Genomic DNA, 25,961 nt, shown 5'->3' on the forward strand with positions numbered 1-25,961 from the left:
GGCCGCCTCGGGCCGGGGTTCGCGGGGGTGCAGCCGGGGCAGCCGCACGGTGAAGCAGGCGCCGCGGTGCAGGCCTTCGCTGTGCAGGGACAGCGAGCCGTCGTGCAACTGGACAATCTGGCGCGAGAGCGTCAGGCCCACACCCAGCCCGGCGCTGCCACGCTGCATGGACTGGTCCGCCTGTTCAAACAGGTCGAAGATGCGCTCCTGCATCGCCGGCTCCACGCCGATCCCGGTGTCGGCCACCGTCACCACCACCGAGGATCCCTCCGAGGTGAGCGTGAGATCCACGCGACCGCCGCGGGGCGTGTAGCGGCAGGCGTTGTTCAACAGGTTGGCGAACACCTGGGTCAGCCGGACCGCATCGCCGTCGACGTACAGGGCTTCGTCGGACGGGTGCAGCGACAGCTGAAGGCCGTGCTCGTTCGCCAGCGCCTGGGCGCCTTCGCAGGTGGTCTGCAGCAATTCGCCGATGTTCACCGGCGCGTTGTCCAGCGAGAGCTTGCCGGTGGCGACCCGCGACGCGTCCAGCAGGTCGTTGACGAGGCGCACGAGGTGTTCCAGCTGGCGTTCGAGCACCTCCAGCGCCTTGTCCCGCGACCTCGGCGACACGTCCGGGATCTGCAGCAGGGCCACCGCGCTGGTCATGGGCGAGAGGGGGTTGCGCAGTTCGTGGGCGAGGGTGGCGAGAAACATGTCCTTCTGGCGATCGGCCTGGCGCAGTTCGCGTTCCACACCCTGCCTCGTCTCCATCTCGTGCTCGAGTTCGCTGGTGCGCGTTTCGCACTCCGAGAGCATGCGGTTGAACGCATTGACCAGCACGTCCAGGTCCTTGTAGTGCGAGGCCGGCGCGCGCAGCGACCAGTCGTGGCTGCCGATCACGTCCTGCGCCACCGAAGTCATCTTCTCCAGCGGTGCGGTGATGCGGCGCTGCAGGCGCACGAACAGGGCGAAGGCCGCTGCCAGGCTCACCGCACTCACCGCCAGGGCGATCAGGGCGAAGTCGACGAAGCGCCGCCACACGCCGTGTTCGGCCTGGAGGTACAGCATGCCCAGGCGGGAGCCGTTGTGTTCGATGGGCCGGACCATCTCCAGCATCGAACCGCTGAAGCGGGGGCCCCAGGCGTCCGAGTCCAGGGCAATGCGGGCGCGCAGCGGCTGGTTCTGGGTGGTGTGCGAGGCGATCAGGGCGCCGTCGCCGCCGTACACCGCTGCCGCCCGGATCTGGGGCTGTTGCCTGAGCAGATAGAGGTCTTCCCAGACGGCCTGCGTGTCCCGGGAGGCCAGTGCCGCCACGGTGGAGCGGGCGATCAGATCGGCCTGCGTGCGCATGTCGGCGACGCCGGCGCGGCGGTACGCCATCAGCTCGTAGGTGAGCAGGGCGCCGGCGCTCAGCAGGATGGCCAGCACCGTGGTGAGCATGGCCGCCCGCGTGAGTTGCCGGCGCAGCGAGGTGGATCTCATGGCCCAGGGCTCAGGGAGGTGAACAGCTGGCGACTTTAGCAGGCCAATTCCGGCCACCGGCAGCCGAACTGTCCGGCACAATTTGGGCCTGGTTCCCGTTCTCTCAACCCTTTCACGAGCGCGCATGGCCGAAGCTGTTCCCGGATCCCTGTCCCCTGGCGGGCGCGCAGCCCCTGCCCCGCAGGCGGGCCCGGACCTGCCCTTCGAGGCCCTGTTCATGGCCTCGCCGCTGGCCGCCACCGTCTCCCGCCTGAGCGACGGCCGCCTGCTGGCGGTCAACGACGCCTGGCTGGCGCTCACCGGCCTGCGCCGCGAGGACGTGATCGGCCGCACCACGGTGGAACTCGGCCACTGGTCCAGCGCCGAAGAGCGCGCGCGTTTCGTGAGCCAGTCGCCCTCGACCGAGACCGTGCAGCACCTGCGCCTGCGCGACGGCCAGATGCACCGCGTGCGACTGCACTTCACGGTGATAGAGCTGTCGCTGGAGCCCCTGGCGCTGGTCTACATGACCGAGGCGACCCGTGAATTCGAGGCCACGGAAGCGCTGCGCGAGGCCAACCTTGGGCTTCAGCAGCAGGTGGAGCTGCACGCCGCCATCGAAAAGCTGGCGCGCGTGGGCCACTGGACCAACGCCCAGCACTCGGACGAGGTGGTGTGGTCGCTGGGCCTGTTCGACATCGCCGGCATGGAGCCGCGCGACCTGATCGCGCGCGCCGAAGGCCGGTCGGGCATCCACCCGGACGACTGGGAAGCCTGGGAGGCCGCGCGCCAGGCCATGGACGGGCGCCAGGTCGAATTCCGCTGGCGGCTGCCCGACGGGCAGCAGCGCTGGTTCCGCACCCGCATCGGCCAGACCAGCGTCGCCGGCAACCCCCAGACCGACTTCGGGGTGGTGCAGGACATCACCGCCGAGCGCGAGGCCAGCGAGCGCCTGGCCGAGCAGCTCAAGCTGCTGCAGAACGTCGCGGCCCGGGTGCCGGGCATGATGTACCAGGCGCGGCTGCGGGCCGACGGCAGCAGCACGATTCCCTATGTGAACGACATGGTTCGGACCATGCTGGAGATCGAGCCCGCCGATCTGGAACAGGACACCGGCATCCTGTTCCGGCGCGTGCATCCCGACGACCGGGCGGAGGTGATCGCCGCGCTGGCGGCCTCCGCGCAGCGGCTGATGACCTTGCGGCTGACCTACCGCGTCTGCCTGCCCACGGCCGGCACACGCTGGCACCACGTGGAGGCCGTGCCGCAGCGCGAGGCCGACGGCTCGGTGCTCTGGCATGGGTTTTCCACCGACGTGACCGAGGCGCGGCTGGCCACGCAGAAGCTGGAGCGGCAGCACCGCCTGATCGAGGCGGTGCGCCTGGCCCAGTCGGTGTACATCGAGGCGGAAGACAAGCGCAAGGCTTTCGAGGGGCTGCTGCAGTCCCTGCTCTCGGTGACCGGCAGCGCCTACGGATTCGTGGGCGAGGTGCTCTACACCGACGCGGGTGCACCCTACCTGCGCACCACCGCCATCACCAACATCGCCTGGGACGAGGCGTCCCGCCTCATGCACGCCAGCCAGGCCGACGCCGGCATGGCGTTCCGAAACCTGGACACCCTGTTCGGCCACGCCATGCTCACCGGCGAGCCCCTGATCGCCAACCAGCCGGCCATTCACCCGCACGCCGGGGGGCTGCCGGGCGGGCATCCCGGCCTGGACTGCTTCCTGTGCGTGCCGCTGGCCGTGGGCGACCGGCTGGTGGCCATGGTGGGCCTGGCCAACCAGCCGGGCGGCTACAGCGAAGACGACATCGAGTTCCTGCAGCCCTTGCTGGGCGCGGTGCGCCAGCTGGTGCTGGCCTGGCGCGGCCACATCGAGCGGCGGCGCACCCGCGAGCAGCTGCAGATCACCAGCGAGCTGCTGACCGAAAAGAGCGTGGACCTGCAGGCCACGCTGGAGAGCATCGAGCAGGGGCTGTGCCGGGTCGATGCGGACAACCGCATCACGGCCTACAACCACCGCCTGCTCGACATGCTGGACCTGCCCGAAGCCTTGTTGCAGGGGCAGCCCACGTTGGAGCAGGTGCGGCGCTTCCAGACCGAGCGGGGTGACTTCGGGCCGGGCCTGGCCTGGGTGGACCCGATCGCCCACGCCCACCTCATGCACGGACCGCCGGTGCCGCCGCCCGAAAAGTACTGGCGCAAGACGCGCGACGGCCGCACCCTGGAGATGCGTTCCCGGATGCTGCCCGGCGGCGGCATGGTGCGCACGTTCACCGACGTGAGCTCCTACATGCAGGCGCAGGAGGCCTTGCGGGACCAGCGCCAGCGCCTGGCCTGGGTGCTGGAGGCCACGCGGCCGGGCATCTGGGAAAACAACATGGTCGACAACGTGCTCACGGTCAACGAGCGCTGGGCCGAGATGCTGGGCTACACCCTGCGTGAGCTGCAGCCGATGCGCGCCGAGACCTGGGAAGCGTTGGTACAACCCGACGACCTGAAACGGGCCGACCAGATCCGCGAGCAGCACATCGCGGGCCTGCTGCCGTACTACGAGTGCGACATCCGCATGCGCCACAAGGCGGGCCACTGGATCTGGGTCAACACGCGCGGCCGGGTGCACAAGCGCGATGCGCAGGACCGCGCGCTGTTCATGTCGGGCACGCACCTGGACATCACCGAGCGCGTGGCCGCGCAGGAGCAGGTGAAGGCCCTCAACGCCAGCCTGGAGCAGCGGGTGAGTGCCCGCACCGCCGAGCTGGAGCGTTCCATGCGCGACATGGAGGCCATCTCGTACTCCATCGCGCACGACCTGCGCGCGCCGCTGCGCTCGGTCAACGGTTTCGCGTCCATCGTGCTGGAGGACGAAGCGGATCGCCTGAGCCCGACCGGGCGCGACATGTTCGAGCGCATCGCGCGCTCATCGCGCAACATGGGTCAGATGATCACCGACATGCTGGAGTTGCTGCGCGTGGTTCGCGTGGACCTCGAGCCGGTGCCGGTGGACATGCATGCGCTGGCGCAGTCGGTGGTGGAGGCGCTGTCGTCGCAGGCCAGCCAGGCCCGCATCGACATCCAGGCCATGCCGCCGGCCATGGGCGACGCCACCTTGCTGCGGCAGGTGTTCTCCAACCTGATCGACAACGGGCTCAAGTACTCGCGCCACCTCGCCCAGCCCGAGCTGGCGGTGGGTTTCGATTCGCGCCAGCGCGCGTACTTCGTGCGCGACAACGGCATGGGCTTCGACATGGCGCATGCCGAGAAGCTGTTCGGCCTCTTCCAGCGCCTGCATGCGGGCAGCAACGTGCCCGGCATGGGGGTGGGGCTGGCCATCGTGTCGCGCATCGTCGAGCGCCATGGCGGGCGCGTCTGGGCCGAATCCGCCCCCGGAGAGGGCGCGACGTTCTGGCTGCGCCTGCCGCTGGGCTGAGGCTCAGGCCGCGGGTTCTTCGGCGGCGTCCGGCCCGTTGGCGCGCTCGGCCGCGGCCGTCTTGCGGGCCTGGCGCACGGCGGCCTTGTCGCCCGCGCTGGCGAACTTGCTGTACTTGCCGGTCAGGCCGATCAGCTGGCCGTAGATCTTCGGGTTGGCGGCCAGGCATTCCTTCTGTTCGAGGAAGTCGGCCTCGCCGGTGAAGTTGCCGATCAGGCCGCCGGCTTCGGTCACCAGCAGCGCACCGGCGGCGACATCCCAGGGCGACAGGCCCATCTCGAAGAAGCCGTCGGAGAAACCCGCCGCCACGTAGGCGAGGTCGAGCGCGGCCGAACCGGGGCGGCGCAGGCCGGCCACGCGGGGCATCACGTCGCCGAACAGCTGCAGGTAGGTCTGGAAGGCGTCGCCCGGGCGGAACGGAAAGCCGGTGGAGATGAGGCAGTCGCGCAGCGTGGTGCGCTTGGCCACGCGGATGCGGCGGTCGTTGAGGTAGGCGCCGCGCCCGCGCGTGGCGCAGAACAGGTCGTTGCGCGAGGGGTCGTAGACAACGGCCTGCTCCAGCCGGTTGCCCACCATGAGCGCGATGCTCACGCAGTAGACCGGGAAGCCATGGATGAAGTTGGTGGTGCCGTCCAGCGGGTCGATGATCCAGACATGGTCTGCGCCACCGTGCTTGCCCGGGCGCTGGCCCGATTCCTCGGCCCAGATGCCGTGGTCGGGGTAGGCGGTGAGCAGGGTGTCGATGATCGCGGCCTCGGCGGCCTGGTCGACCTCGGTCACGAAGTCGTTGGTCTGTTTGACCGAGACCCGGACCGACTCCACGTCCAGCGCGGCGCGGTTGATGAGGGTGCCAGCGGTGCGTGCGGCCTTGATGGCCACGTTGAGCATGGGGTGGAGTGTGGACGACATGAATTGTGAACCTTGGCGCGCTCCGCAGGGGAGGGCGCGACTGTGGTGGAAGAGCGGGTGACGGAGCCCGGCGATGCGGGCGGCGACAATACCGGGGATTTTACCGTCCCCGCCCTTTTTCGCATGCGCACCCGTTTTGTCCTGATCCAGACCAGCCACGCCGGCAATGTGGGCGGTGTCGCCCGCGCCATGAAAGTCATGGGTTTCGACGACCTTGTGCTGGTGCAGCCGCGCTGGGCCAACGTGCTGCGCCGCGAGGAAACCATCCAGCGCGCCAGCGGCGCCAACGACGTGCTGGCCAAGGCGCGCATCGTGGACACGCTGGACGAGGCGCTGGAGGGCATGAGCCACCTCTGCGCCACCGCCATGACCCCGCGCGACTTCGGCCCGCCCACGCGCGCGCCGCGCGAGCACTTTGCCGGCCTGATGGGGGCGGGCGATCCGCCGGACGGGGTGGCCTTCCTGTTCGGGTCCGAGCGTTTCGGCATGCGCAACGAAGACGTGTACCGCTGCCACGTGGCCCTGAGCATCCCGACCGCGCCGAGCTTCGGCTCCCTCAACCTCGCGGCGGCGGTGCAGCTGGTCGCCTACGACTGGCGCCAGGCGCTGGGTGGATTCGAGGCGCCTGCGGTGGCGGTCGAGCGGCCGCAGGCCGATGCCCGGGCCCTAGCCGGCATGCTCGACCACCTGGAGCGCGCGCTGGTGGCGGTGGACTTTCTCGACCCCGAGGCGCCCAAGAAGCTCATGCCGCGCCTCAACCAGCTTTTCAACCGCGCCGCGCCCAGCGACGAGGAAATCCACATTCTTCGAGGTGTCGCCAAGGCCATGCTGCAAGCCGCCGAGAAGGCGAAGCGATAGACTGCCGCCATGTTCGACCGCCTCCGCTCCGACATCCAGTGCATTCTTGACCGCGACCCGGCTGCCCGCAGCACCTGGGAAGTGGTCACCTGCTACCCCGGTCTGCACGCCGTCTGGCTGCACCGCCCGGCGCACTGGTGCTGGACCCACGGCCTGAAGTGGCTGGGGCGGTTCATCTCGAACATCTCGCGCTGGTTCACGGGCATCGAGATCCACCCGGGCGCCAAGCTGGGCGAGCGCGTGTTCTTCGACCACGCCATGGGCGTGGTGGTCGGCGAGACCGCCGAGATCGGCGACGGCTGCACGATCTACCAGGGCGTGACGCTGGGCGGCACCTCGCTCTACAAGGGCACCAAGCGCCACCCGACGCTGGGCCGCGACGTGGTGGTGAGCGCGGGCGCCAAGGTGCTGGGCGGTTTTGTCGTGGGCGACGGCGCCAAGATCGGCAGCAACGCGGTGGTGATCAAGCCGGTGCCCGCGGGCGCGACGGCGGTGGGCATCCCGGCGCGCATCATCCCGAGCAAGACCGGCGAGAGCGCCGATGTGACCGAGCCGGGCCAGAAATTCCAGGCCTACGGCATCACGCAGGACGACGACCCCCTGTCGCAGGCCATGCGCGGCCTGATCGACAACGCCGCCGGGCAGGAGCACCAGATCGCGCTGCTCTGGCAGGCCATCGAGACCCTGGCCGAGGCGAAGAAGCGCGACTGCGTGCCGCAGGACGCGGCGCGCGAAGAGTGCTTCGAGGCTGAAAAGCTCAACCAGCTCGTGGGGAAGTAGGCCTCAGTGATGGTGGCCGTGCGCGCCATGCGCGTGGCCGTGGGCGATTTCTTCGGCGCTGGCCGCCTTCACGTCGATCACGTTCAGGGTGAACGTCAGGTCCTGGCCGGCCAGCGGGTGGTTGCCGTCGAGCAGCACGGTGTCGCCCTTGATCTTGGTCACGGTGAAGATCTGGCGGTTGCCCTGGTCGTCGCTGCCTTCGAGCTGGCCGCCCACCTTCACGCCGGGCGGGAAATCCTTCTTCGGGATGGAGGTCACCAGGCTTTCGTCGCGCTCGCCGAAGGCCAGGGCCGGCAGCAGCTTCACGGTGGTCTTGAAGCCCTTTTCCTGGCCTTCCAGGGCCATCTCCACGCCCGGCAGCGTGTTGCCGTAGCCGCCGTGCAGGTAGGCGCGTGGCTCTTTGCCGTCTTCGAGCACTTTGCCCTTGGCGTCAACGGCGCGGAAGGTGAGGGTGACGATGGTGTCTTTGGTGATCTTCATGGCGGGTCGCTGGAGAGGGTTAGCGGGCAGGGCGCACGGCGGACTTGGGGCGGAAGGCCTTGCAGACCTCGTCTTGCGTTTCAAGGTAGGGGCCACCGATCAGGTCGATGCAGTAGGGCACGGCGGCGAAGATGCCGTTGATGCGCTGCGTGCCGTCGGCGTTCTTCAGGCCTTCGAGCGTTTCGGCGATGGCCTTGGGCTGGCCGGGCAGGTTGATGATGAGGCTCTGGCCGCGCACCACGGCGACCTGGCGCGAGAGGATGGCGGTGGGCACGAAGGCCAGACTGATCTGGCGCATCTGTTCGCCGAAGCCCGGCATTTCCTTGTGGGCCACGGCCAGCGTGGCCTCGGGTGTCACGTCGCGCAGCGCCGGGCCGGTGCCGCCGGTGGTGAGCACCAGCGAGCAGCCCGCGTCCACCAGCTCGACCAACGTGGCGCTGATCTGCGCCTGTTCGTCGGGGATCAGGCGCGGCTCGAACGCGATGGGGTTCCTGAGCGCGCGGGTGAGCCAGTCCTGCAGCGCGGGCAGGCCCTTGTCCTCATAGACACCCGTGCTGGCGCGGTCGCTGATGGACACGATGCCGATGCGCACCGGGTCGGCGGGGGAGGCGGTGGTGGCGTCGCTCATGGCTGGTCTTCGTCGGTGGGCGCGCCGTCGTCGTCTTCGCCCTGGTTCAAGGTGGCCTTGACGATCTGGAAGATCTCGCGGTAGGCCTTGCCGTGGCGCACGGCTTCGCCCGGGCGTTCCTGGGTGGCCTGCGCGTCCTTGCGCGCCTGGCGGATCAGCGCGCGCAGGTGCTGCACGTCCGCGCCGGCGTCCTGTTGCAGCCACTGGGTGAGCGCGTCGTCGTCGCCGATCAGGCGGTCGCGCCACTGTTCGGCCAGGTGCAGCGAGAGCGTCTCCTTGGCCGAACCCTTGCTCTGTTCGTCGAGCGCGGCTTCCACCGCGGCGATGGTGTCCTCGTCCAGCGCGCGCATCAGCTTGCCGATGAACTGCATCTGGCGGCGGCGGCCCTCGAAGTTGGTGATGCGGCGGGCTTCGGCCACCGCGTCCAGCAGTTTTTCGGACAGGCCGAGTTTCTGTGTCAGGTCGGCGCGCAGGGTGAGCAGGTTCTCGCCCAGCGCCTGGAGGCGGTCGCTCTCCCGTTTCAGGTCGGTCTTGCTCATTTCGGCGTCGCCCTTGAGCTCGCGCTTGAGCTCAAGGTCCAGCTCGCTGCCCAGGGCGACGAACTGGCCACGTACGAAATAGCCTTTGGTGGGTTTGCGGGACATGTGGATCGTTGAATAGGCCTTCTGCGCGAACGGCAGCGGCCGGAAGGGGCGGCAAGTATCATAGCCGTCGACATGAAAAACCCCTCTCAAGCCCCTGCGGCCGACCCCCGTTCCCCCCTTTCCGGTTTCCAGTACGCCCGCAGCCAGTTCGAGGAACTGGTCGATCTGGCCCTGGGCCACGCCAAACAGCTCGGTGCTGTGGACGCGGCGGCCGAGGTCTCCGAGGGCGCCGGCCTGAGCGTTTCGGTGCGCAAGGGCGAGCTGGAGAACGTCGAGCGCAACCGCGACAAGTCCCTGGGCGTCACGGTCTACCTGGGACAGAAGCGCGGCAACGCATCGACTTCCGATTTCTCTGCCGCCGCAGTGCGCCAGACGGTGCAGGCCGCCTACGACATCGCCCGCTTCACCGCCGAAGACCCGGTCGCCGGCCTGCCCGATGCGCAGGACGTGGCCGACAGCTACCCCGACCTGGACCTGTTCCACCCCTGGGCCATCGACTCCGAAGAGGCCGCGCGCCTGGCGCTGGCCTGTGAGGCGGCGGCCTTCGCCACCAGCAAGAAGATCAGCAACAGCGAGGGGGCCGGCGTGTCGGCCCAGCAGTCGCATTTCTTCACCGCCCACCTGCGTGGCGGCGAGCGCGGCAAGCCCGGCATCTTCAGCGGCGGTTATGCCAGCTCGCGCCACAGCCTGTCGGTGGCGCCCATCGCCGGCCGCGGCGCGAACATGCAGCGCGACTACTGGTACAGCTCGATGCGCTCGCCCGACGAGCTGGCCACGCCCGAGGCGGTGGGCCGCTACGCCGCCGAGCGCACGCTGGCGCGCCTGAACGGCCGCAAGATCGCCACCACCGAATGCCCGGTGCTGTTCGAGTCGCCCCTGGCGGCCGGCCTGCTGGGCAGCTACGTGCAGGCCACCAGCGGCGGCGCGCTGTACCGCAACACCACCTTCCTGCACGACAGCCTGGGCAAGCGCGTGATGGCCAAACACCTGGACATCCTGGAAGACCCCCACGTGCGCAACGGCAAGGGCAGCTCGCCCTTCGACGACGAGGGCGTGCGCACCGCCAAGCGCAAGGTGCTTTCGGCCGGGCGGGTGCAGGGCTATTTCCTCTCCACCTACTCGGCGCGCAAGCTGGGCATGCGCACCACCGGCAACGCCGGCGGTTCGCACAACCTCACGCTCACCAGCCGGCTCACGCAGCCGGGCGACGACCTGCGCGCCATGTTGAAGAAGCTCGGCCGGGGCCTGTTCGTCACCGAGCTCATGGGCCAGGGCGTGAACTACGTGACCGGCGACTACTCGCGCGGCGCCTCGGGCTACTGGGTGGAAAACGGCGAGATTGCCTACCCGGTGCATGAGATCACCATCGCCGGCAACCTCAAGGACATGCTGCTGGGCATCGAGGCCATCGGCGCCGATGCCTACAACTACGGTGCGAAAACGACCGGTTCGATCCTGATCAACCGCATGAAGGTGGCCGGGAGCTAGGCCCACCCCCGCGCCGCGCCTGCGGCGCGTCACCCCCTCGAGGGGGCAATGCCTGTGGACCGGCGGAGCCGGATCCACGGCATTCTGGACCTGACCTCACGCGCCGGAGAGGGCCGCTTTCACGGCGGCTGACACCTGGCCCATGTCGGCCTTGCCGGCCAGGCGGGCCTTCACCGCGCCCATGACCTTGCCCATGTCGCCCGGGCCCTTGGCGCCCAGCTCGGCCACGATGGCCTTCACTTCGGCGGCCACCTCATCGGCCGACAGGCGCGCGGGCAAATAGGTCTGCAGCACGGCCATTTCAGCGGCTTCCTTGTCCACCAGGTCCTGGCGTGCGGCCTTGGTGAAGGCGTCGATGCTGTCCTTGCGCTGCTTGACCAGCTTGTCCACGATGGCGATGACCATGGCGTCGTCCAGTTCCACGCGCTCGTCCACTTCCTTCTGTTTCATCGCGGCGGTGAGCAGGCGGATGGTGCCCAGGCGCTCGCTGTCCTTGGCGCGCATGGCGGCTTTCATGTCTTCGGTGATCTGGTCTTTGAGGCTCATGGAGGCTCCTGGGATGGGGTCGAGGAAGGGATCGGAAACAAAAAAGCCCGCTTGAGCGTCCTCCAGCGGGCTTTTTCGCGACCGGGCGGCGAGGCCCGGTGGCGCATGCTCAGTACAGCTTCTTGGGCAGCTGCATCGAGCGCACACGCTTGTAGTGGCGCTTGACGGCGGCGGCCTTCTTGCGCTTGCGCTCGGCGGTCGGCTTTTCGTAGAACTCGCGGGCGCGCAGATCGGTCAGCAGGCCGAGCTTTTCAATGGTGCGCTTGAAACGGCGCAGGGCGACGTCGAAGGGCTCGTTGTCTTTTACACGGATGGTCGTCATTGGCGAAAGATATCCAGAATGCGCGGAAAGAGGATGAACGGGAAGATCGGGCCCGGGCGTCGTTTCCGCAAAATGTCCCGTCATTAACTAGTATTGGCCGACGGGGATTTGCCAGCAAAGCCCTGGATTATAGCCCTTTCCGCGCGGTTGGCTACCGCGGCGGAGCGTGGGTGGCGTTTTGCCGCAGGGCCGCCCCAAGGCAAAACAGCCCCCTCGGGGGCAGCGACCCGCGCAGCGGCGGAGCGTGGGGGTCACAACGCCTGTGCGCACGCGTGGGCGCTGGCCCAGGCCCATTGGAAGTTGTAGCCACCCAGCCAGCCCGTCACATCCACCACTTCCCCGATGAAATACAGCCCCGGCTGCTTCGATTCCAGGGTCTGGGAGGACAGATCCCGGGTGTCCACGCCGCCCAGCGTGACCTCGGCCTTGCGGTAGCCCTCGGTGCCGGTGGGCGTGAGCTCCCAGCGCGAAAGGCGCTCGGCCAGCCGGGCCAGGGCCTTGTCGGCGGCTTCGGCCACCGGGCGCTGCCAGTCGGCGTCCTGCTGCACCCAGGCTTCGGCCAGGCGGCTGGGCACCAGGGCGGCGAGCTCGTTGGCCAGCAGCTTGCGCGAGCTGGCTTTGGCGCGCGCCAGGGCGGCGGGCAGGTCGGTGTCGGGTGCGAGGTTCAGGCGGATCGGGGTGCCTTCCGGCCAGTAGCTGGAGATCTGCAGCACGGCCGGGCCGGACAGGCCCCGGTGGGTGAACAGCAGGTCTTCCAGGAAGGCCGTGCGGGCTTTCTTCTCGCCGGTCTCGATGCGCACCGGCAGCGCCAGCCCGGCCAGGCCGGCGTAGGGCGCCCAGCCGTCGCCGTCGAAGGTGAGCGGCACCAGCCCCGGGCGCTGCGCCACCAGGCGCAGGTTGAACTGGCTGGCGACGCGGTAGCCGAAGTCGCTCGCGCCGATCTTGGGGATGGACAGGCCGCCGGTGGCGACCACCACCGAGCGGCTGCGCACCGGGCCGCGGTCGGTGTCGAGCTCGTACAGGCCGTCGCCGCCCTGGCGCACCGCCTTCACACCGCAGGGCTGCCAGCGCTGCACGCCGCCGGCATCGCATTCGCGCAGCAGCATCTGGATCAGGTCGTCGGCCGAGCGGTCGCAGAACAACTGGCCCTTGTGCTTCTCGTGAAAGGCGATGCCGTGGCGCTGCACCAGGGCGATGAAGTCGGTCGGCGTGTAGCGCGAAAGCGCCGAGCGGCAGAAGTGCGGGTTGGCGCCCAGGAAGTGTTTGTGCGGGGCCTGCGGGTCGAGGTCGCGGTTGGTGAAGTTGGCGCGGCCGCCGCCCGAGATGCGGATCTTCTCCGCGACCTTGTCGCTGTGGTCCAGCACCAGCACGCGCAGGCCGCGCTGGCCGGCGATGCCGGCGCAAAAGAGGCCGGCCGCACCCGCGCCGATGACGATGGCGTCGAAATCTTGCATGGCGCGCAGTGTAGGCGCACCGCGCCTTCAGCCCGCGTGCCGGCTTCTTTCGGCGAGGGTGGCGGCCTTGCGCGTGAGCCCGTCGATCTCGCCCGTGATGTCCGACAGCACGTTGGCCACCACCGCGAACTCGCGGCCGTGCTGCCCGGCCCGCGCGGCCACGACCTGGGCGTTGAAGCTCACCACCTTGGCCTCCTTGGCCACGCTCTGGATGTCGCCGACGATGCCCGTGAGCTCTTTCATCATCGCGTCGGAGCGCGCCTTGGCGACCTCGTCGAAGGCGGTGGTCGCGGTGTTGAGGGCTTCGAGGATGCGGTCGGTGTGTTCCACCAGTTCGGTCATGGTGTTCGGCACGCGCGGGCTGTAGGCCTCGATCTGCTCGAGGGCGTTGCGCATGAGCTGCATGAAGGCCTCCACCACCGGGCCGACGCCGCGCGGACCGTGGTACGTCTCGCGGATCTTGCGGGCGCCCTGCGCTTCAAGCTGGTCCACCGTGCCCAGCAGGTGCTGCTGGCTTTCCTGGAACATCTGCAGGCTGCGCTGCGCGGCCTGCAGCCGTCCCGCATCGCCGTTGGCGGCGAGCACGGTCTGCAGGATCATGCGTTGCGAGAGCATGCGCTGGCGCGCGGCCAGGTTGACCAGGGACAGACCCGCGATGTGAGCGGGCGTGTCCTGGCGGGCGGCGGCGGGGCGGGGGGAGGCGAGGGAGGTCATGCCAGACCTCAAGCAATCGCCGGGCCACATGGCCGCGCGGCGGTGCTCAGGCGGTGCGCGCGATCGCCTCGGGGGACTGCACGGCCGCGATGCCCTGGACCACATCGCCGACCACGATCACGGCCGGGCTGCCCAGGCCTTCGTGTTCGATGGTGGCGCTGAGTTGCCCCAGTGTGGTGAGCGCGTGCCGTTGTTGGGGCAGCGTGGCGTGCTGGATCACGGCCAGGGGCGTGTCGGCCGGCAGGCCGCTGAGCAGGTCGCGCTCGATCTGCACGGCGCTGGACACGCCCATGTAGATCACCAGCGTGAGCTTGGCGTCGCGCGCGGTGGCGGCCAGGGCCTGCCAGTCGGTGCCGGCGTCGCCCGGCTTGGCATGGCCGGTGACGAAGACCACGCCGTGCGCGTGTTCGCGGTGGGTGAGCGGCACGCCCAGCGAGGTGAGGCCGGCCAGCCCGGCGGTGATGCCGTTGACCACCTGGACCTCGATGCCGGCGGCGCGCAGGTGCTCGACCTCTTCGCCGCCGCGACCGAAGATGAAGGGGTCGCCGCCCTTGAGCCGCACGACCATCTCGCCTTCCTGCGCGGCCATCACCATGAGCTTCTCGATGAAGGCCTGCGGCGTGCTCTTGCAGCCGCCGCGCTTGCCCACATGCACGATGCGCGCGCGCGGCGAGGCGTGGGCCAGCACGCCTTCGCTCACGAGGTCGTCGACCAGCAGCACGGTGGCTGCGCTGATGGCCTTCACGGCCTTGAGAGTGAGCAACTCGGGGTCGCCGGGACCGGCGCCCACCAGGGCCACGGTACCGGGCAGGAACTCAGACGGCGAGGGCATGGCGGGGAGCGGTTTCATGTTGCACGACCTCTCGCAAGATGTGTTCCACCTGCAGGGCGATCGGTGTGGGAAGGGGGGCCGTGCCATCGAGCACGGCGCGGATGTAAGCGGCTGTGTGCAAGGCGTCCACCGCAGGCAGTTCGGGCAGCTTGGCCAGCGGTCCGTCCTGCTGGGCCTGCACCTCGGTGCGCTCGCCGTCGCGGAACACTTCCATGCGCGGCGTGCGGCGCGCGTCGGCCACCGGTTCACCTTCGGTGCCGCGCAGCAGCAGCGCATGCGCGCCGGTGAGGGCCCAGGTGGCGGCCATCGAGGTCGCGTATTCGGGGTGGGTGTAGCTGCCGACGATGAAGGCCTTGCCTTCGCAGGGGTTCATCAGCTTCACGAGGCTATGGGCCGGGTTGCGCAGGCCGACCGCGCGGCGCACGTCGAGCAGGCGCTTGAGGCCGGGGCTGAGCACCTCGGTGGGCACGAAGCCGACGTCGCCCGCACCGAGCCTTGGCACCTGGCCAGCCGGGGGCACGCCCAGCGCCTCGAACACCTGGGCGGCGAACACGCGCTGGTTCTCGGTCGCCGTGCCATGCACCAGCACCGCCGCGCCCCGGCGCGCCAGCAGCAGGGCCAGCAGCGGCGTGAGCACCGGCAGCTTGCGCGCGCCGTTGTAGCTGGGCAGCACCACGGTGGTCAGGCCGTTGTCGGGCAGGCGGTGCAGGCGCGCGTGGGTGGCATCGAGGAAGCCGGCCATCTCGTCGGGCGTTTCGCCCTTGATGCGCATGGCCAGGCAGAAGCCACCGACCTCCAGGTCGGTCACGGTGCCGTCCAGCACCTGGCCGAGCAGGTCGGTGGCCTGCTCGCGCGTGAGCGAGCGGGCGCCGTCTTTGCCCCGACCGATTTCCTTGATGTATTGACTGATGGCCATGACTTGCGAATTTTCGCGAATTGTCAGTCAAGTTTGATGACTTATCGTTATATGGGCGCTCAGGCGGCTCAGGCGGCCTGGCGCTGGGGGGTGCTGGCGCGCACCAGCCGCTTGAGCTCGGGCACGCAGGAACCGCAGTTGGTGCCGCATTGCAGGCCGGCCTGCAGCGCCGACAGGCGCTGCTCGTCGCTGCCTTCGCAGCGGGCCAGCTGCTCCAGGATCGCGTCTTCGCTGACGTTGAAGCAGGTGCAGACCTGCCGGCCCTTGGCCACCACGCCCACGGGCGCCTTGGCCCCCGGCATGAGCAGCAGGCGGCCGTATGCGGCGGCGGGCAGCTCGTCCTGCAGCAGGGGCTTGATCCAGACCTCGGCGCGCGTGTCGCCCGCGAGCACGAAGGCCTCGAGCCGGGTGGACTCGCCCTCGCGCACCAGCCGCGCGGTGCGGCGCTGGCCCAGGCGCTTGTCCACGTAGCGCAGTGCATCGGCCGTCTGCAGGCCCAGCAGCGCCTCGATGCGCTCGACCAGCGCGGGCTCGGGCGCGTCGTGCGCCGCGGCGCGGAACAGCACGCCGGTGCGTTCGCGGCCGAACGGCACGCAGGACGCAAAAGGAAACTGCGCCATCAGCGCGCGCAGGCCTTCGCGCGCTTCCAGCGCCTTCGCCTCGGGCAGCCAGCCCACGGCCAGCAGCGTCCAGGGCAGCTCCGCCTTGAGCACCTTCACCGCCGCGTGCTTGAGCTCGGGCTGTTTGGAGGTGGGGCAGTAGGCCGAGGTGGTGAGCGCGTTGACGCCGGCCAGCGGCTCACCGGTGCTGCTCAGGCCGCTGAGGTACTCCGCGCCCCAGTGCATGGCGATGAAGGCCTGCGACAGGCCGATCTCGTCGGACGCCACGGCGGGCACCAGGATGGAACCGCGCTTGCTGGTCACGTGCACCAGGTCGCCGTCCTTCAGGCCGCGGCGTTCCATGTCCTGCGGGTGCAGTTGCACCGAGGGTTCGGCGACGTGGCCGAACAGGCGGCCCAGCGTGCCGGTGCGGGTCATGCCATGCCACTGGTCGCGCAGGCGGCCGGTGGTGAGCGAGAACGGGTAGCGCGACTCGCGCGGTTCGGCCAGCGGCACGAAGGGCAGGGCGGCGAAGCGGGCCTTGCCATCGGGCGTGGCGAACACACCGTCTTCGTAGAGGCGTTCGCGGCCCTGCGATTCGCCGGCTTTGAGCGGCCACTGCTGCGGTCCCTGCTGCTGCAGCATGGCGTAGCTCAGGCCGGTGATGTCGAGGTCGCGCCCGCGCGTGGATTCGCGGTGCTCCAGCCAGAGGCTCTCGGCATCGGGGTAGGGGAACAGCGTGGGCTGGCCGGGGCGCCAGCGGGCTTCGAGCCGCTGGGCGAAGTCGACCGCGATGCGCCAGTCGTGCCGCGCCTGGCCGGGCGCGGGCACGGCGGCGCGCACGCGGCTGATGCGGCGCTCGCTGTTGGTGACGGTGCCGTCTTTCTCGCCCCAGGTGGTGGCGGGCAGCAGCAGGTCGGCGAAAGCGCAGGTGGCGGCGGTGGCGTAGGCCTCCTGCACCACGACGAATTCGGCGCGCGCCAGCGCGCGGCGCACGGTGGCCTGGTCGGGCATGGACTGGGCCGGGTTGGTGCAGGCGATCCAGAGCGCCTTCACCTGGCCGTCGGCGGCCGCCTCGAACAGCTCGACGGCGCTCAGGCCGGGCTTCTCGGGCACCGAGGGCACGCCCCAGAGCGCGGCCACCTCGGCGCGGTGCTCGGGGTTGGCCAGGTCGCGGTGCGCGCTCAGCAGGTTGGCCAGGCCGCCGACCTCGCGCCCGCCCATGGCGTTGGGCTGGCCGGTGAGCGAGAACGGGCCGGCGCCGGGCTTGCCGATCTGGCCGGTGGCCAGGTGCAGGTTGATCAGGGTGGCGTTCTTGGCGGTGCCGCTGCTGCTCTGGTTCAGGCCCTGGCAGTACAGGCTGAGCGTGGCGGGTGCGTTGGCGAACCACTTCGCAGCGGTGAACAGGTCTTCGCGCCGCAGGCCGCAGGCCTGCGCCACGCGCTCGGGCGTGTGCTCGCGCACCAGGGCCTTGAGGGCGTCGAAACCGCTGGTGTGCGCGGCGATGTATCCGCTGTCGATCCAGCCTTCCCACAGCATGATGTGCAGCAGGCCGTGGAACAGCATCACGTCGCTGCCGGGCAGCAGGGGCAGGTAGAGGTCGGCCAGGCCCGCGGTGTCGGTGCGGCGCGGGTCGGCCACGATCACCTTCATGGCCGGGTTGTTCTTGCGCGCTTCCTCGATGCGGCGGAACAGCACCGGGTGAGCGAAGGCGGCGTTGCTGCCGACGATGAACAGGCATTGCGCGTGGTTCACGTCGTCGTAGCAGGCGGGGGGCGCGTCGGCGCCGAGCGTGAGCTTGTAGCCCGCCACCGCGCTGCTCATGCACAGGCGCGAGTTGGTGTCGATGTTGTTGGTGCCGATCAGGCCCTTGGCCAGCTTGTTGAAGGCGTAGTAGTCCTCGGTGAGCAACTGCCCGCTGATGTAGAAGCCGACCGCGTCGGGGCCGTGCCGTTCGACCACCGAGGCGAAGCGATCGGTGGCGAGGTCGAGCGCGGCGTCCCAGGCCAGGGGCAACGCGGGCGCACCGCGCTGTGCGCGCTGCATGGGGTGCAGGAGGCGCGTCTGCTGGGCGATCGCGGGCGAGGCGGTGAGGTGCAGGGTCTGGCCCTTGGTGCAGAGCTTGCCCAGGTTCGCCGGGTGCTGCGGGTCGCCGCGCACGCCGGTGATCTGGCTGCCCACGCTCTCGATCAACACACCGCAGCCCACGCCGCAGTAGGGACAGGTCGAGCGGGTGGTGATCGGGTTCATGCGGGGACGGTTCTGCGCTGAGGGCCGGCCACGGGCCGCGTGAGGTCGGTGGCCTGGGTCGCGAGCTCTTGCGCGTCCAGGTGCACCACGCCGTCCTCCACCTTCACCGCGAAGCGCGGTGTGCAGCCTTCGTCGGGCTCCTTCGCGCAGCCGCTGTCCAGGCCGATGGTCCAGTTGTGCAGCGGGCAGGCCACGTTCGTGCCGAACACGATGCCCTGGCTCAGCGGGCCGCCCTTGTGCGGGCAGCGGTCGAGCAGGGCGAACACCTCATTCTGGTCGTTGCGGAACACCGCCACGTCCAGCCCTTTTTCGCGCTGCACGCAGCGCGAGCCGAGCACGGGGATGTCGTCCACGCGGGCAATGGCAATCCAGTCGTTCATGCGGCGCTCCCTTCGAGCGAAACGGGTTTGATGGGAATGAACTGCCGCGTGTCGACGGCGGCCTTCTGGTGCTCGAACCAGGGGTCGGGCTCGCCGTCCAGCGCGAACAGCAGTTCTTCGTTGAGGGCCTTGCGGCCTTCGGCGTCTTCGAGGATGCGCTTCTTCACGTAGTCCAGGCCCACGCGGCTCACATAGTGCACCGTGCGCTCCAGGTACCAGCCTTCCTTGCGGTAGAGCTGCATGAAGGCGCCGGTGTACTCCAGCACCTCTTCGGCGGTCTTGAGCTTGACGAAGAAATGCGCCACTTCGGTCTTGATGCCGCCGTTGCCGGCGATGTACATCTCCCAGCCGCTGTCCACGCCGATGATGCCCACGTCCTTGATGCCGGCTTCGGCACAGTTGCGCGGGCAGCCGGAGACGGCGTACTTGACCTTGTGCGGTGCATACATGCGCCAGTGCGCCCGTTCCAGGTCCTTGCCCATCTGGGTGCTGTCCTGGGTGCCCATGCGGCACCATTCGCTGCCCACGCAGGTCTTCACCGTGCGCAGGGCCTTGGCGTAGGCGTGGCCGCTGGGCATGCCGATGTCGTTCCACACGTTGACCAGGTCTTCCTTCTTCACGCCCAGCAGGTCGATGCGCTGGCCGCCGGTGACCTTCACGGTGGGAATCTTGTACTTGTCCACCGCGTCTGCGATGCGGCGCAGCTCGTCGGCGGTGGTTTCGCCGCCCCACATGCGGGGGATCACGCTGTAGGTGCCGTCCTTCTGGATGTTGGCGTGGCTGCGCTCGTTGATGAACCGGCTTTGTGGATCGTCCTTGGCTTCCTTGGGCCAACTGCTGATCAGGTAGTAGTTCAGCGCGGGGCGGCAGCTGGAGCAGCCATTGGGTGTCTTCCAGCCCATGCCGTTTTGCACTTCGGCAATGGTGAGGTACTTGTTGGCGAAGATGGCATCGCGCACTTCCTGGTGGCTGTGCTCGGTGCAACTGCACATGGCCTTCTTTTTGGGCGTGGCGGAGTAATCGCCACCGGCGGTGAACATCAGGATCTGTTCCACCAGGCCGGTGCAGGAGCCGCAGGAAGCGCTGGCCTTGGTGTGCTTGCGCACCTCTTCCAGTGTGAACAGGCCCTTGTCCTTGATGGTCTTGCAGATGCTGCCCTTGGTCACGCCGTTGCAGCCGCAGACCTCGTCGCTGTCGGCCATGGCGGCGGCCTTGCTGTGGCCCTGGTGGCCCACGTCGCCGATGTTGGACTCGCCGAACATCAGGCGGTCGCGGATGTCGGCCACGCTGCGGCCATCGCGCAGCAGCTTGAAGTACCAGCTGCCGTCGACGGTGTCGCCGTACAGGCAGGCGCCCACGAGCTTGTCGCCCTCGATCACCAGCTTCTTGTAGACGCCGCCCGAGGGGTCGCTCATCACGATCTCTTCGGTGTGCTCACCGCCCATGAAGTTGCCGGCGGAGAAGAGGTCGATGCCGGTGACCTTGAGCTTGGTGGAGGTGAGCGAACCGACGTAGCGGCCGATGCCGAATTCGGCCAGGTGCGTGGCCAGCACCTTGCCCTGCTCGAACAGCGGCGCCACCAGGCCGTAGGCGATGCCGCGGTGCGCCGCGCATTCGCCCACCGCGTAGATGCGCGGGTCGGTCACGGTCTGCAGCGTGTCGCTGACCACGATGCCCTTGTTCACGTGCAGGTTCATGGACTCCGCCAGCGCGGTGTTGGGGCGGATGCCCACAGCCATCACCACCAGGTCGGCCGGCAGTTCGGTGCCGTCCTTGAAGCGGATCGCCTTCACGCGGCCGGCCTCGTTGCCCACCAGCTCCTGCGTCTGCGCGCCGATCAGGAAGCGCATGCCGCGCTGCTCCAGCGACTGCTGCAGCAGCTTGCCCGCCACGTCGTCGAGCTGGCGTTCCATGAGCCAGGGCGCGACGTGCACCACGCTGACCGTCATGCCGCGCTTCATCAGGCCGTTGGCCGCTTCCAGACCGAGCAGGCCGCCGCCGATGACGATGGCGTGCTGGTACTGCGTGGCGGCGTCGATCATGGCCTGGGTGTCGGCGATGTCGCGGTAGGCCAGCACGCCCTGCAGCTCCTTGCCCGGGATGGGCAGCATGAAGGGGTTGGAGCCGGTGGCCATGATGAGGCGGTCGTAGGGGGCTTCGATCACGCCGCCGTGGCCGTCGCTGGCGCGCACGATGCGTTTGATGCGGTCCACCTCGGTCACGGTCTTGCCGGCGTGCAGGGTGATGCCGTTGTCCTGGTACCAAGCCCAGTCGTTGAGCACGATCTCGTCCAGCGTCTGCTCGCCCGCGAGCACCGGCGAAAGCAGGATGCGGTTGTAGTTGGGGTGGGGCTCCGCGCCGAACACCGTGATGTCGTAGAGGTCCGGCGCGATCTTGAGCAGCTCTTCGAGCGTGCGCACACCGGCCATGCCGTTGCCCACCATCACCAGTTTTGACTTTTTCATCGTGGCTACTCCATCCAGTTTGTGATTCGCTAGGGCCTGGCCGGATGCCGGGTGCGCGCGAACGCGCTCGTGCCGGGGCACCGGAAAGGCAGGGATATGTGCATGGGTGCCGGCCAGGGGGCCGGGCTGGGGCGCGCCACACGGCGGGCCCGTTGTTTCGCTGCGCACGTCGTTGTGCACAGTCCCGCGACGCTGCGGTCGGGGTCGGACGCTTCGTCACGTCCGCCTCGTCAGATGCAAAACGTGTGCCATATCATCGAAACCCCCGCGAAAGCCGGTGTCGGTCGCGCGGTCCGCCCGGCACGGCACGTGCTGGGGGCACGTGCATCGACACCGGTTTTTCTCTCACAAGTTCTTGATTCGTATGACATCTGCGCTGGTTTTTCGCAGCGGTGCCCTGGCCGCGCTGCCCCTGGCACAAGACCTCCAGGCCATCGGCATCGAGGTGCTTGCGCAGGAGGAGGACTGCAGCAAACTGGTGCAGGGCGCCGTGCGCCATGCACCAGATCTGGTGATCGGCGAGGTGTCCGCGCCCGGCGACGCCCTGTTCAAGGCCACGCAGGCGCTGGCCGACACCGCTCCCTGCCCGGTGATCGTGTTCACCAACGACAGCGACGCGCGCCACATCGAGCAGGCCGTGGGCGCGGGCATCCACGCCTACGTGGTGCAGGGCTACGGGGCGCAGCGGCTGCGCCCGCTGATCCATCTCGCGCAGGCGCAGTTCCGGCAAGGGCAGGCGCTGCAGGCGCAGTTGCGCGACGTGTCGCAGCGCTTCGAGGACCGCAAGTCGGTGGAGCGCGCCAAGGGCATCCTGATGCGCGCGCGCCAGCTGTCCGACGACGATGCCTTCCAGGTCCTGCGCACCGCCTCCATGCACAGCAACCAGCGGCTGGGCCAGGTGTCGGAACACATCATCCAGTCGGCCCGCTTCGCCGAGGGGGTGAACCGGGCCGGGCAGCTGCGCATGCTGTCGCAGCGCCTGGTCAAGCTCTACCTGCTGCGCCTGGCCGAGGTGCAGACCCGGCGCCAGGACGCCTTGCTCGACGAGTCGATCCAGCGCGTGGACACCAACATCGCCCTGCTGGACAAGACCGTTTCCGCCGCGACTTTCGGCGACCTGCTGGCCCAGGTGGTGGCCACCTGGCAGCGCCTCAAACCGGCGCTCAAGGGCAAGCCCGCCGCCGCGCAGCTCGCCCCGCTCGACGAGCTGGCCGAGCGCCTGCTGCAGGAGGCCGAGCGCCTGACCTCGGGCCTGGAGAGCGCGGGCGCCGCGCCGCCCCTGAAGGTGCTCAACATCGCCGGGCGCCAGCGCATGCTGTCGCAGCGCTTTGCCAAATGCGCGCTGATGGCGCCCGCCGGCGAGGCCGCGATGACCTCGGCGCAGCGCGATTTCGAGGCCGGGCTGGCGCTGCTCAACAGCCTGCCGCTGTCCACGCCCGAGATCCGCCAGACCCTCGACGCCGCCGGACGCGAGTGGGAGCAGCTGGTGGCCGGCGCGACGCACATTCAGCGGGCCGCCGGGCGGGATCGCCTGCTGCGGCTGGAGAGCCTGGCGACCGCCAGCGAGAACCTGCTCGAAGGCTTCGAGCAGCTCTCTGCCCACTACGAGCGCAGCATGCAGATGCTGATGGGTTGAGGGCGGCGCGCACCAATGTTGGGCATTCTTCTTGCTTGGAGGGTGCATGGCTTTTGACATCGACATCGGCTTCGTCTGCCAGGCGGGCCGCAAGACACCCAACGAGGACTTCTGCGCGGCCATGCTGCCGCCGCCCGGGCAGGAGGACATGGGATCCATCGTGGCCATCGCCGATGGGGTGAGCGCCGGTGGCCTGGGGCGGGAAGCGGCCCAGACCACCGTCACCAGTCTGGTGCGCGACTACCACGGCACGCCCGAAACCTGGGACACCACGGTGGCGCTGGACCGCGTCATCGGTGCGCAGAACGCCTGGCTGAGCGGGCTCAACCGCAGCCGCCGCCCGGCCATGGGCCTGACCACGCTCACCGCGCTGGTGCTGCGCGGCCAGTCGTACACGCTGGCCCATGTGGGCGACTCGCGCTGCTACCTGCTGCGCGAAGGCCAGACGCTGCAGCTCACGCACGACCACGTCGTCCACCACCCCGACCTGCAGCACCAGCTGCTGCGCGCGGTGGGGCTGGAAGACCACCTGGTGGTCGATTACGTGCAGGGCGACCTGCAGGTGGGCGACACCTTCGTGCTGCTCACCGACGGCGTGCACGGCCGCTTGGCCGAGCGCCGCCTGGGCGAGTGTGCCGACCCCTCGCTGTCCCCGCAGGACGCCTGCGAACGCCTGGCCAGCGCGGCGCTGGCCGCCGGCAGCGACGACAACCTCACCGCCATGGTGGTGCGCGTGCGCGGCCTGCTCGACCCCAACCTGGAGGACGCCAGCCGCCAGGCCCAGTCGTTGCCGATGGCGCCGCGCCTGAAGGTGGGCGACCTGCTCGACGGTTTCGTCGTCACCGCGCCCGTGGCCGACAACGGCATCAACCTGCTCTACCAGGTGCGCGACCCCGCTACGCAGACGCTGTACGCGCTCAAGACCCTGCACCCGGCCCGCGCCCACGACCCCGACGAGCGCGCCATGCTCGCGCACGAGGCCTGGCTGGCGCGGCGCATGCAGTCCTCGCGCGCGGCCGACCACCTGGTGGGCCTGCACCACAGCCTGCCCACGCGCCAGCCGCGCAGTGCCTGCTACCTGCTGTACGACTGGCACGGCGGCGAAACCCTGCAGCAGATGCTGGACCGCGCGCAGCGCTTCGGGCCGGGCCAGGCGGTGCAGGTCGCGATGCAGACCTTGCAGGTGCTTGGCCGCCTGCACCGCCAGGGCGTGATCCACCGCGACATCAAGCCCGCCAACCTGCACCAGGGCGACGATGGCGTGCTGCGCGTGCTCGACCTCGGCGTGGCCCTGAGCGGGCGCGAGCCCGAGAGCATGCGGCGCCTGCACGCCGGCACGCCGAGCTACGTGAACCCCGAGCAGTGGGGGTTCGGCCCGCGCTCGCCCTCGGGCGCGCCCGACGCCGCGGAGCCGGCGCTGCCCGATGCGCGCAGCGACCTGTTCGCACTGGGCGTCACGCTCTACCAGCTGCTCGCTGCCCGCCTGCCCTATGGCGAGGTGCTGCCCTACCAGGTGGGGCGCTACTACCGCGACCCGACGCCGCCCAGCCGCCACAACCCCGAGGTGCCGATCTGGCTCGACCACGTGGTGCTCAAGGCGGTGTCGCGCGACCGGTCGCAGCGCTTCGAGACCGCAGAGGAGTTCCTGCTCGCGCTGGAGCGCGGCGCCTCGCGGCCGCTGACCCTGCCGCCGCCCTCGGCGCTGCTGCGGCGCGACCCGACCACGCTGTGGAAGCTGCTGCTGGCGGTTAGCGTGCTGTTCAACCTGCTGCTGGTCTACTGGCTGCTGTTCCTGCCGACCTAGGCCGGGTCATGCACTGCGTGCGCGGCCACCTTTTTAGTTGCGGCACGCTTCGCTTAACTTTGCTGCGCAAAGTGAGCCTCCACTGAAAGTGAGGCACAACGCTGCGCGTTGCAACGGCTGCGCCGTTCACGCACTGCGTGCGCGGCCTCCCTTTTCCGCCCATGTCCGCGTCCAGCGGATCTGCATGAACCGCATCATGCCCAGCGCACACAGGGCGAGCACCGCGAACAGCGCGAAGCCCCAGAAGTAGGTGCCGGTGTATTGGCGGGACAGGCCCATGGCGTTGGGCACCAGGCCGCCGCCGAGGGCGCCGATCTCGCCGATCATGGAGCCGGCCACGGCCGTGGTGAGCGGCCAGCGCAGCGGCACCAGCTGGAACAGCGCGCCGTTGCCCGCACCGAGCGCGGCGAAGCACAGCATGAGCAGCAGCGTGGTGACCACCAGCGAACCGCCCGCCAGGCCGCAGGCCAGCAGCGAGCCGGCGATGACGATCAGCACGGCCGTCAGGGTGTTGATGCCGCCCCAGTGGTCGGAGATCCAGCCGCCGAAGATGCGCAGCGCCGCCCCCATGAAGGCCGCCAGCATGGTGAGCTGGCCCGCCTGCACCTTGCTGACGCCGAACTGGTCGTAGTAATAGCTCGGCAGGAAGGTGGTCAGGCCGATGAAGCCGCCGAAGGTGATGGCGTAGATCGCGCTGAAGGCCCAGCCGTCCTTCTCGAACAGGCAGGCCGCGTGCTCGCGCAGCCCGGCGTGTTTGTCCACGTCGTCGGGCTCGCGCGCGAAGACGATCATCACCGCCACGGGCAGCAGCAGCCCGAGCGCGGCCATGCCGTAGACCGACTGCCAGCCATAGGCCTGGGCCAGCTGCGGTGCGAACAGCGCCGAGAGCGAGGTGCCCACGTTGCCCGCGCCCACCAGGCCCATGGCCAGGCCCTTGTAGCGCGCCGGGAAAGAGCCCGAGCCCAGCGACAGGGCCACGCCGAAGCTGGCGCCCGCGATGCCCAGCAGCACGCCCATGGCCAGCAGGTCGTTGAAGGTGTCGACGAAGAAGTAGCCGAACAGCAGCGCGATGGCGATGCCGCCCATTTCGACCAGCGTGGCGTTCTTGCGGCCGATGTACTGCGCCAGCACCCCGAGCGGAAAGCGCATGAGCGCCCCGGCAAAGATCGGCACCGAGAGCATCACGCCGAGCTGGGCCGGGCTCAGCTGGAGCGCGTCCTTGATGAACGGGGCCATGGCCCCGTTCGTGACCCAGACGCCGCAACAGTAGGTGAAGTAGACGAACGAGGCCAGCAGGGTGGGGCTGTGGCCTGCTTTCAGGAACGCGCGGAAACCCGCCATGGCATGGACCTTTGTGAGAAGGGGTGGGGGGAACGGATC

21 protein-coding genes are annotated in these 25,961 nt (G+C 69.3%); 6 read left to right on the forward strand and 15 right to left on the reverse strand.

Annotated elements, in window-relative coordinates:
* A partial coding sequence (locus tag AC07ZS_RS25920) for a sensor histidine kinase, YfiR-like protein-associated (protein ID WP_494801333.1) occupies positions 1–1,464 on the reverse strand: 1,464 nt, incomplete at its 3' end.
* A 124-nt stretch (positions 1,465–1,588) separates the two neighbouring features.
* On the opposite strand from AC07ZS_RS25920, the gene AC07ZS_RS25925 reads away from it, so the two are divergent.
* Positions 1,589–4,876, forward strand: coding sequence for a PAS domain-containing protein (locus AC07ZS_RS25925; protein WP_494801334.1), 3,288 nt, complete (start codon positions 1,589–1,591; stop codon positions 4,874–4,876).
* 3 nt (positions 4,877–4,879) lie between these two features.
* Here the strand turns inward: AC07ZS_RS25925 and AC07ZS_RS25930 are convergent, their stop codons facing one another.
* A complete protein-coding gene (locus AC07ZS_RS25930; RefSeq protein WP_494801335.1) occupies positions 4,880–5,785 on the reverse strand; it encodes an inositol monophosphatase family protein in 906 nt (301 codons plus the stop codon).
* A gap of 123 nt (positions 5,786–5,908) precedes the next feature.
* On the opposite strand from AC07ZS_RS25930, the gene AC07ZS_RS25935 reads away from it, so the two are divergent.
* Both AC07ZS_RS25935 and cysE read left to right on the forward strand, forming a co-directional pair.
* Positions 5,909–6,643 carry an RNA methyltransferase gene (locus tag AC07ZS_RS25935; protein WP_494801336.1) on the forward strand — a complete coding sequence of 245 codons (735 nt, stop codon included), beginning with the start codon at positions 5,909–5,911 and terminating at the stop codon, positions 6,641–6,643.
* 9 nt (positions 6,644–6,652) lie between these two features.
* The gene (gene cysE / locus AC07ZS_RS25940; RefSeq protein WP_494801337.1) at positions 6,653–7,423 is read left to right on the forward strand and encodes a serine O-acetyltransferase; all 771 of its coding nucleotides are present in this window, start codon (positions 6,653–6,655) and stop codon (positions 7,421–7,423) included.
* A 3-nt stretch (positions 7,424–7,426) separates the two neighbouring features.
* Here the strand turns inward: cysE and AC07ZS_RS25945 are convergent, their stop codons facing one another.
* From AC07ZS_RS25945 to yjgA, 3 genes are read right to left on the reverse strand one after another with little or no spacing between them, the layout of a single operon-like run.
* The gene (locus tag AC07ZS_RS25945) at positions 7,427–7,903 is read right to left on the reverse strand and encodes an FKBP-type peptidyl-prolyl cis-trans isomerase (protein WP_494801338.1); all 477 of its coding nucleotides are present in this window, start codon (positions 7,901–7,903) and stop codon (positions 7,427–7,429) included.
* Between the two features lie 19 nt (positions 7,904–7,922).
* Positions 7,923–8,531 carry a molybdopterin adenylyltransferase gene (mog, locus tag AC07ZS_RS25950; RefSeq protein ID WP_494801339.1) on the reverse strand — a complete coding sequence of 203 codons (609 nt, stop codon included), beginning with the start codon at positions 8,529–8,531 and terminating at the stop codon, positions 7,923–7,925.
* On the reverse strand, positions 8,528–9,175 hold the full coding sequence (gene yjgA, locus AC07ZS_RS25955) for a ribosome biogenesis factor YjgA (RefSeq protein ID WP_494801340.1): 648 nt from the start codon (positions 9,173–9,175) through the stop codon (positions 8,528–8,530). Before yjgA ends, mog begins: the two co-directional genes overlap by 4 nt.
* A 72-nt stretch (positions 9,176–9,247) precedes the next feature.
* Between yjgA and pmbA the strand changes: the two genes are divergently transcribed.
* Entirely contained in the window at positions 9,248–10,663 is a 1,416-nt protein-coding gene (gene pmbA / locus AC07ZS_RS25960; RefSeq protein ID WP_494801341.1) for a metalloprotease PmbA, read from the forward strand.
* Positions 10,664–10,759: 96 nt separating this feature from the next.
* Here the strand turns inward: pmbA and AC07ZS_RS25965 are convergent, their stop codons facing one another.
* The 9 genes from AC07ZS_RS25965 to nirB all read right to left on the reverse strand — a co-directional run bounded on the left by AC07ZS_RS25965 (position 10,760) and on the right by nirB (position 21,141).
* Entirely contained in the window at positions 10,760–11,209 is a 450-nt protein-coding gene (locus AC07ZS_RS25965; protein ID WP_494801342.1) for a GatB/YqeY domain-containing protein, read from the reverse strand.
* Positions 11,210–11,318: 109 nt separating this feature from the next.
* Positions 11,319–11,531, reverse strand: coding sequence for a 30S ribosomal protein S21 (gene rpsU / locus AC07ZS_RS25970; protein WP_056273869.1), 213 nt, complete (start codon positions 11,529–11,531; stop codon positions 11,319–11,321).
* A 251-nt stretch (positions 11,532–11,782) separates the two neighbouring features.
* Positions 11,783–12,985 (reverse strand): BaiN/RdsA family NAD(P)/FAD-dependent oxidoreductase, encoded by a 1,203-nt coding sequence (locus AC07ZS_RS25975; RefSeq protein WP_494801343.1) that lies wholly within the window; start codon positions 12,983–12,985, stop codon positions 11,783–11,785.
* A 27-nt stretch (positions 12,986–13,012) separates the two neighbouring features.
* Positions 13,013–13,699: a methyl-accepting chemotaxis protein gene (locus tag AC07ZS_RS25980; RefSeq protein WP_494801344.1), complete on the reverse strand. Its 687-nt coding sequence runs from the start codon at positions 13,697–13,699 to the stop codon at positions 13,013–13,015.
* A gap of 46 nt (positions 13,700–13,745) precedes the next feature.
* Positions 13,746–14,549 carry a uroporphyrinogen-III C-methyltransferase gene (cobA, locus tag AC07ZS_RS25985; protein WP_494801345.1) on the reverse strand — a complete coding sequence of 268 codons (804 nt, stop codon included), beginning with the start codon at positions 14,547–14,549 and terminating at the stop codon, positions 13,746–13,748.
* Positions 14,515–15,447, reverse strand: a complete 933-nt coding sequence (gene ybiB, locus AC07ZS_RS25990; protein ID WP_494801346.1) for a DNA-binding protein YbiB — start codon at positions 15,445–15,447, stop codon at positions 14,515–14,517. The genes cobA and ybiB overlap by 35 nt, the downstream gene beginning before the upstream one ends.
* A 68-nt stretch (positions 15,448–15,515) precedes the next feature.
* Positions 15,516–18,296: a nitrate reductase gene (locus AC07ZS_RS25995; protein WP_494801347.1), complete on the reverse strand. Its 2,781-nt coding sequence runs from the start codon at positions 18,294–18,296 to the stop codon at positions 15,516–15,518.
* A complete protein-coding gene (gene nirD / locus AC07ZS_RS26000; RefSeq protein ID WP_494801348.1) occupies positions 18,293–18,676 on the reverse strand; it encodes a nitrite reductase small subunit NirD in 384 nt (127 codons plus the stop codon). Before nirD ends, AC07ZS_RS25995 begins: the two co-directional genes overlap by 4 nt.
* Complete coding sequence (gene nirB / locus AC07ZS_RS26005; protein WP_494801349.1) at positions 18,673–21,141, reverse strand: nitrite reductase large subunit NirB; 2,469 nt, start codon at positions 21,139–21,141, stop codon at positions 18,673–18,675. The genes nirD and nirB overlap by 4 nt, the downstream gene beginning before the upstream one ends.
* Positions 21,142–21,505: 364 nt before the next feature.
* Between nirB and AC07ZS_RS26010 the strand changes: the two genes are divergently transcribed.
* Together AC07ZS_RS26010 and AC07ZS_RS26015 are read left to right on the forward strand one after the other, a co-directional pair.
* On the forward strand, positions 21,506–22,777 hold the full coding sequence (locus AC07ZS_RS26010) for a type IV pili methyl-accepting chemotaxis transducer N-terminal domain-containing protein (protein WP_494801350.1): 1,272 nt from the start codon (positions 21,506–21,508) through the stop codon (positions 22,775–22,777).
* 46 nt (positions 22,778–22,823) lie between these two features.
* Positions 22,824–24,581 (forward strand): bifunctional protein-serine/threonine kinase/phosphatase, encoded by a 1,758-nt coding sequence (locus AC07ZS_RS26015; protein WP_494801351.1) that lies wholly within the window; start codon positions 22,824–22,826, stop codon positions 24,579–24,581.
* 126 nt (positions 24,582–24,707) lie between these two features.
* Here AC07ZS_RS26015 and AC07ZS_RS26020 read toward each other — a convergent pair whose 3' ends face one another.
* Complete coding sequence (locus AC07ZS_RS26020) at positions 24,708–25,922, reverse strand: MFS transporter (RefSeq protein WP_494801352.1); 1,215 nt, start codon at positions 25,920–25,922, stop codon at positions 24,708–24,710.
* Positions 25,923–25,961 lie beyond the last annotated feature (39 nt).

Source organism: Hydrogenophaga sp. GW456-12-10-14-TSB4, assembly GCF_059424305.1.

Excerpts from the sequence above, each read along its gene's own strand:
- AC07ZS_RS25945 (WP_494801338.1), bottom strand. The coding sequence starts at position 7,903 with ATGAAGATCACCAAAGACACCATCGTCACCCTCACCTTCCGCGCCGTT.
- AC07ZS_RS25975 (WP_494801343.1), bottom strand. The coding sequence starts at position 12,985 with ATGCAAGATTTCGACGCCATCGTCATCGGCGCGGGTGCGGCCGGCCTC.
- cobA (WP_494801345.1), bottom strand. The coding sequence starts at position 14,549 with ATGAAACCGCTCCCCGCCATGCCCTCGCCGTCTGAGTTCCTGCCCGGT.
- nirD (WP_494801348.1), bottom strand. The coding sequence starts at position 18,676 with ATGAACGACTGGATTGCCATTGCCCGCGTGGACGACATCCCCGTGCTC.
- cysE (WP_494801337.1), top strand. The coding sequence starts at position 6,653 with ATGTTCGACCGCCTCCGCTCCGACATCCAGTGCATTCTTGACCGCGAC.
- ybiB (WP_494801346.1), bottom strand. The coding sequence starts at position 15,447 with ATGGCCATCAGTCAATACATCAAGGAAATCGGTCGGGGCAAAGACGGC.
- AC07ZS_RS25925 (WP_494801334.1), top strand. The coding sequence starts at position 1,589 with ATGGCCGAAGCTGTTCCCGGATCCCTGTCCCCTGGCGGGCGCGCAGCC.
- AC07ZS_RS25995 (WP_494801347.1), bottom strand. The coding sequence starts at position 18,296 with ATGAACCCGATCACCACCCGCTCGACCTGTCCCTACTGCGGCGTGGGC.
- pmbA (WP_494801341.1), top strand. The coding sequence starts at position 9,248 with ATGAAAAACCCCTCTCAAGCCCCTGCGGCCGACCCCCGTTCCCCCCTT.
- AC07ZS_RS25965 (WP_494801342.1), bottom strand. The coding sequence starts at position 11,209 with ATGAGCCTCAAAGACCAGATCACCGAAGACATGAAAGCCGCCATGCGC.
- rpsU (WP_056273869.1), bottom strand. The coding sequence starts at position 11,531 with ATGACGACCATCCGTGTAAAAGACAACGAGCCCTTCGACGTCGCCCTG.
- AC07ZS_RS26010 (WP_494801350.1), top strand. The coding sequence starts at position 21,506 with ATGACATCTGCGCTGGTTTTTCGCAGCGGTGCCCTGGCCGCGCTGCCC.
- mog (WP_494801339.1), bottom strand. The coding sequence starts at position 8,531 with ATGAGCGACGCCACCACCGCCTCCCCCGCCGACCCGGTGCGCATCGGC.
- AC07ZS_RS25935 (WP_494801336.1), top strand. The coding sequence starts at position 5,909 with ATGCGCACCCGTTTTGTCCTGATCCAGACCAGCCACGCCGGCAATGTG.
- AC07ZS_RS25980 (WP_494801344.1), bottom strand. The coding sequence starts at position 13,699 with ATGACCTCCCTCGCCTCCCCCCGCCCCGCCGCCGCCCGCCAGGACACG.
- yjgA (WP_494801340.1), bottom strand. The coding sequence starts at position 9,175 with ATGTCCCGCAAACCCACCAAAGGCTATTTCGTACGTGGCCAGTTCGTC.
- AC07ZS_RS26015 (WP_494801351.1), top strand. The coding sequence starts at position 22,824 with ATGGCTTTTGACATCGACATCGGCTTCGTCTGCCAGGCGGGCCGCAAG.
- nirB (WP_494801349.1), bottom strand. The coding sequence starts at position 21,141 with ATGAAAAAGTCAAAACTGGTGATGGTGGGCAACGGCATGGCCGGTGTG.
- AC07ZS_RS26020 (WP_494801352.1), bottom strand. The coding sequence starts at position 25,922 with ATGGCGGGTTTCCGCGCGTTCCTGAAAGCAGGCCACAGCCCCACCCTG.
- AC07ZS_RS25930 (WP_494801335.1), bottom strand. The coding sequence starts at position 5,785 with ATGTCGTCCACACTCCACCCCATGCTCAACGTGGCCATCAAGGCCGCA.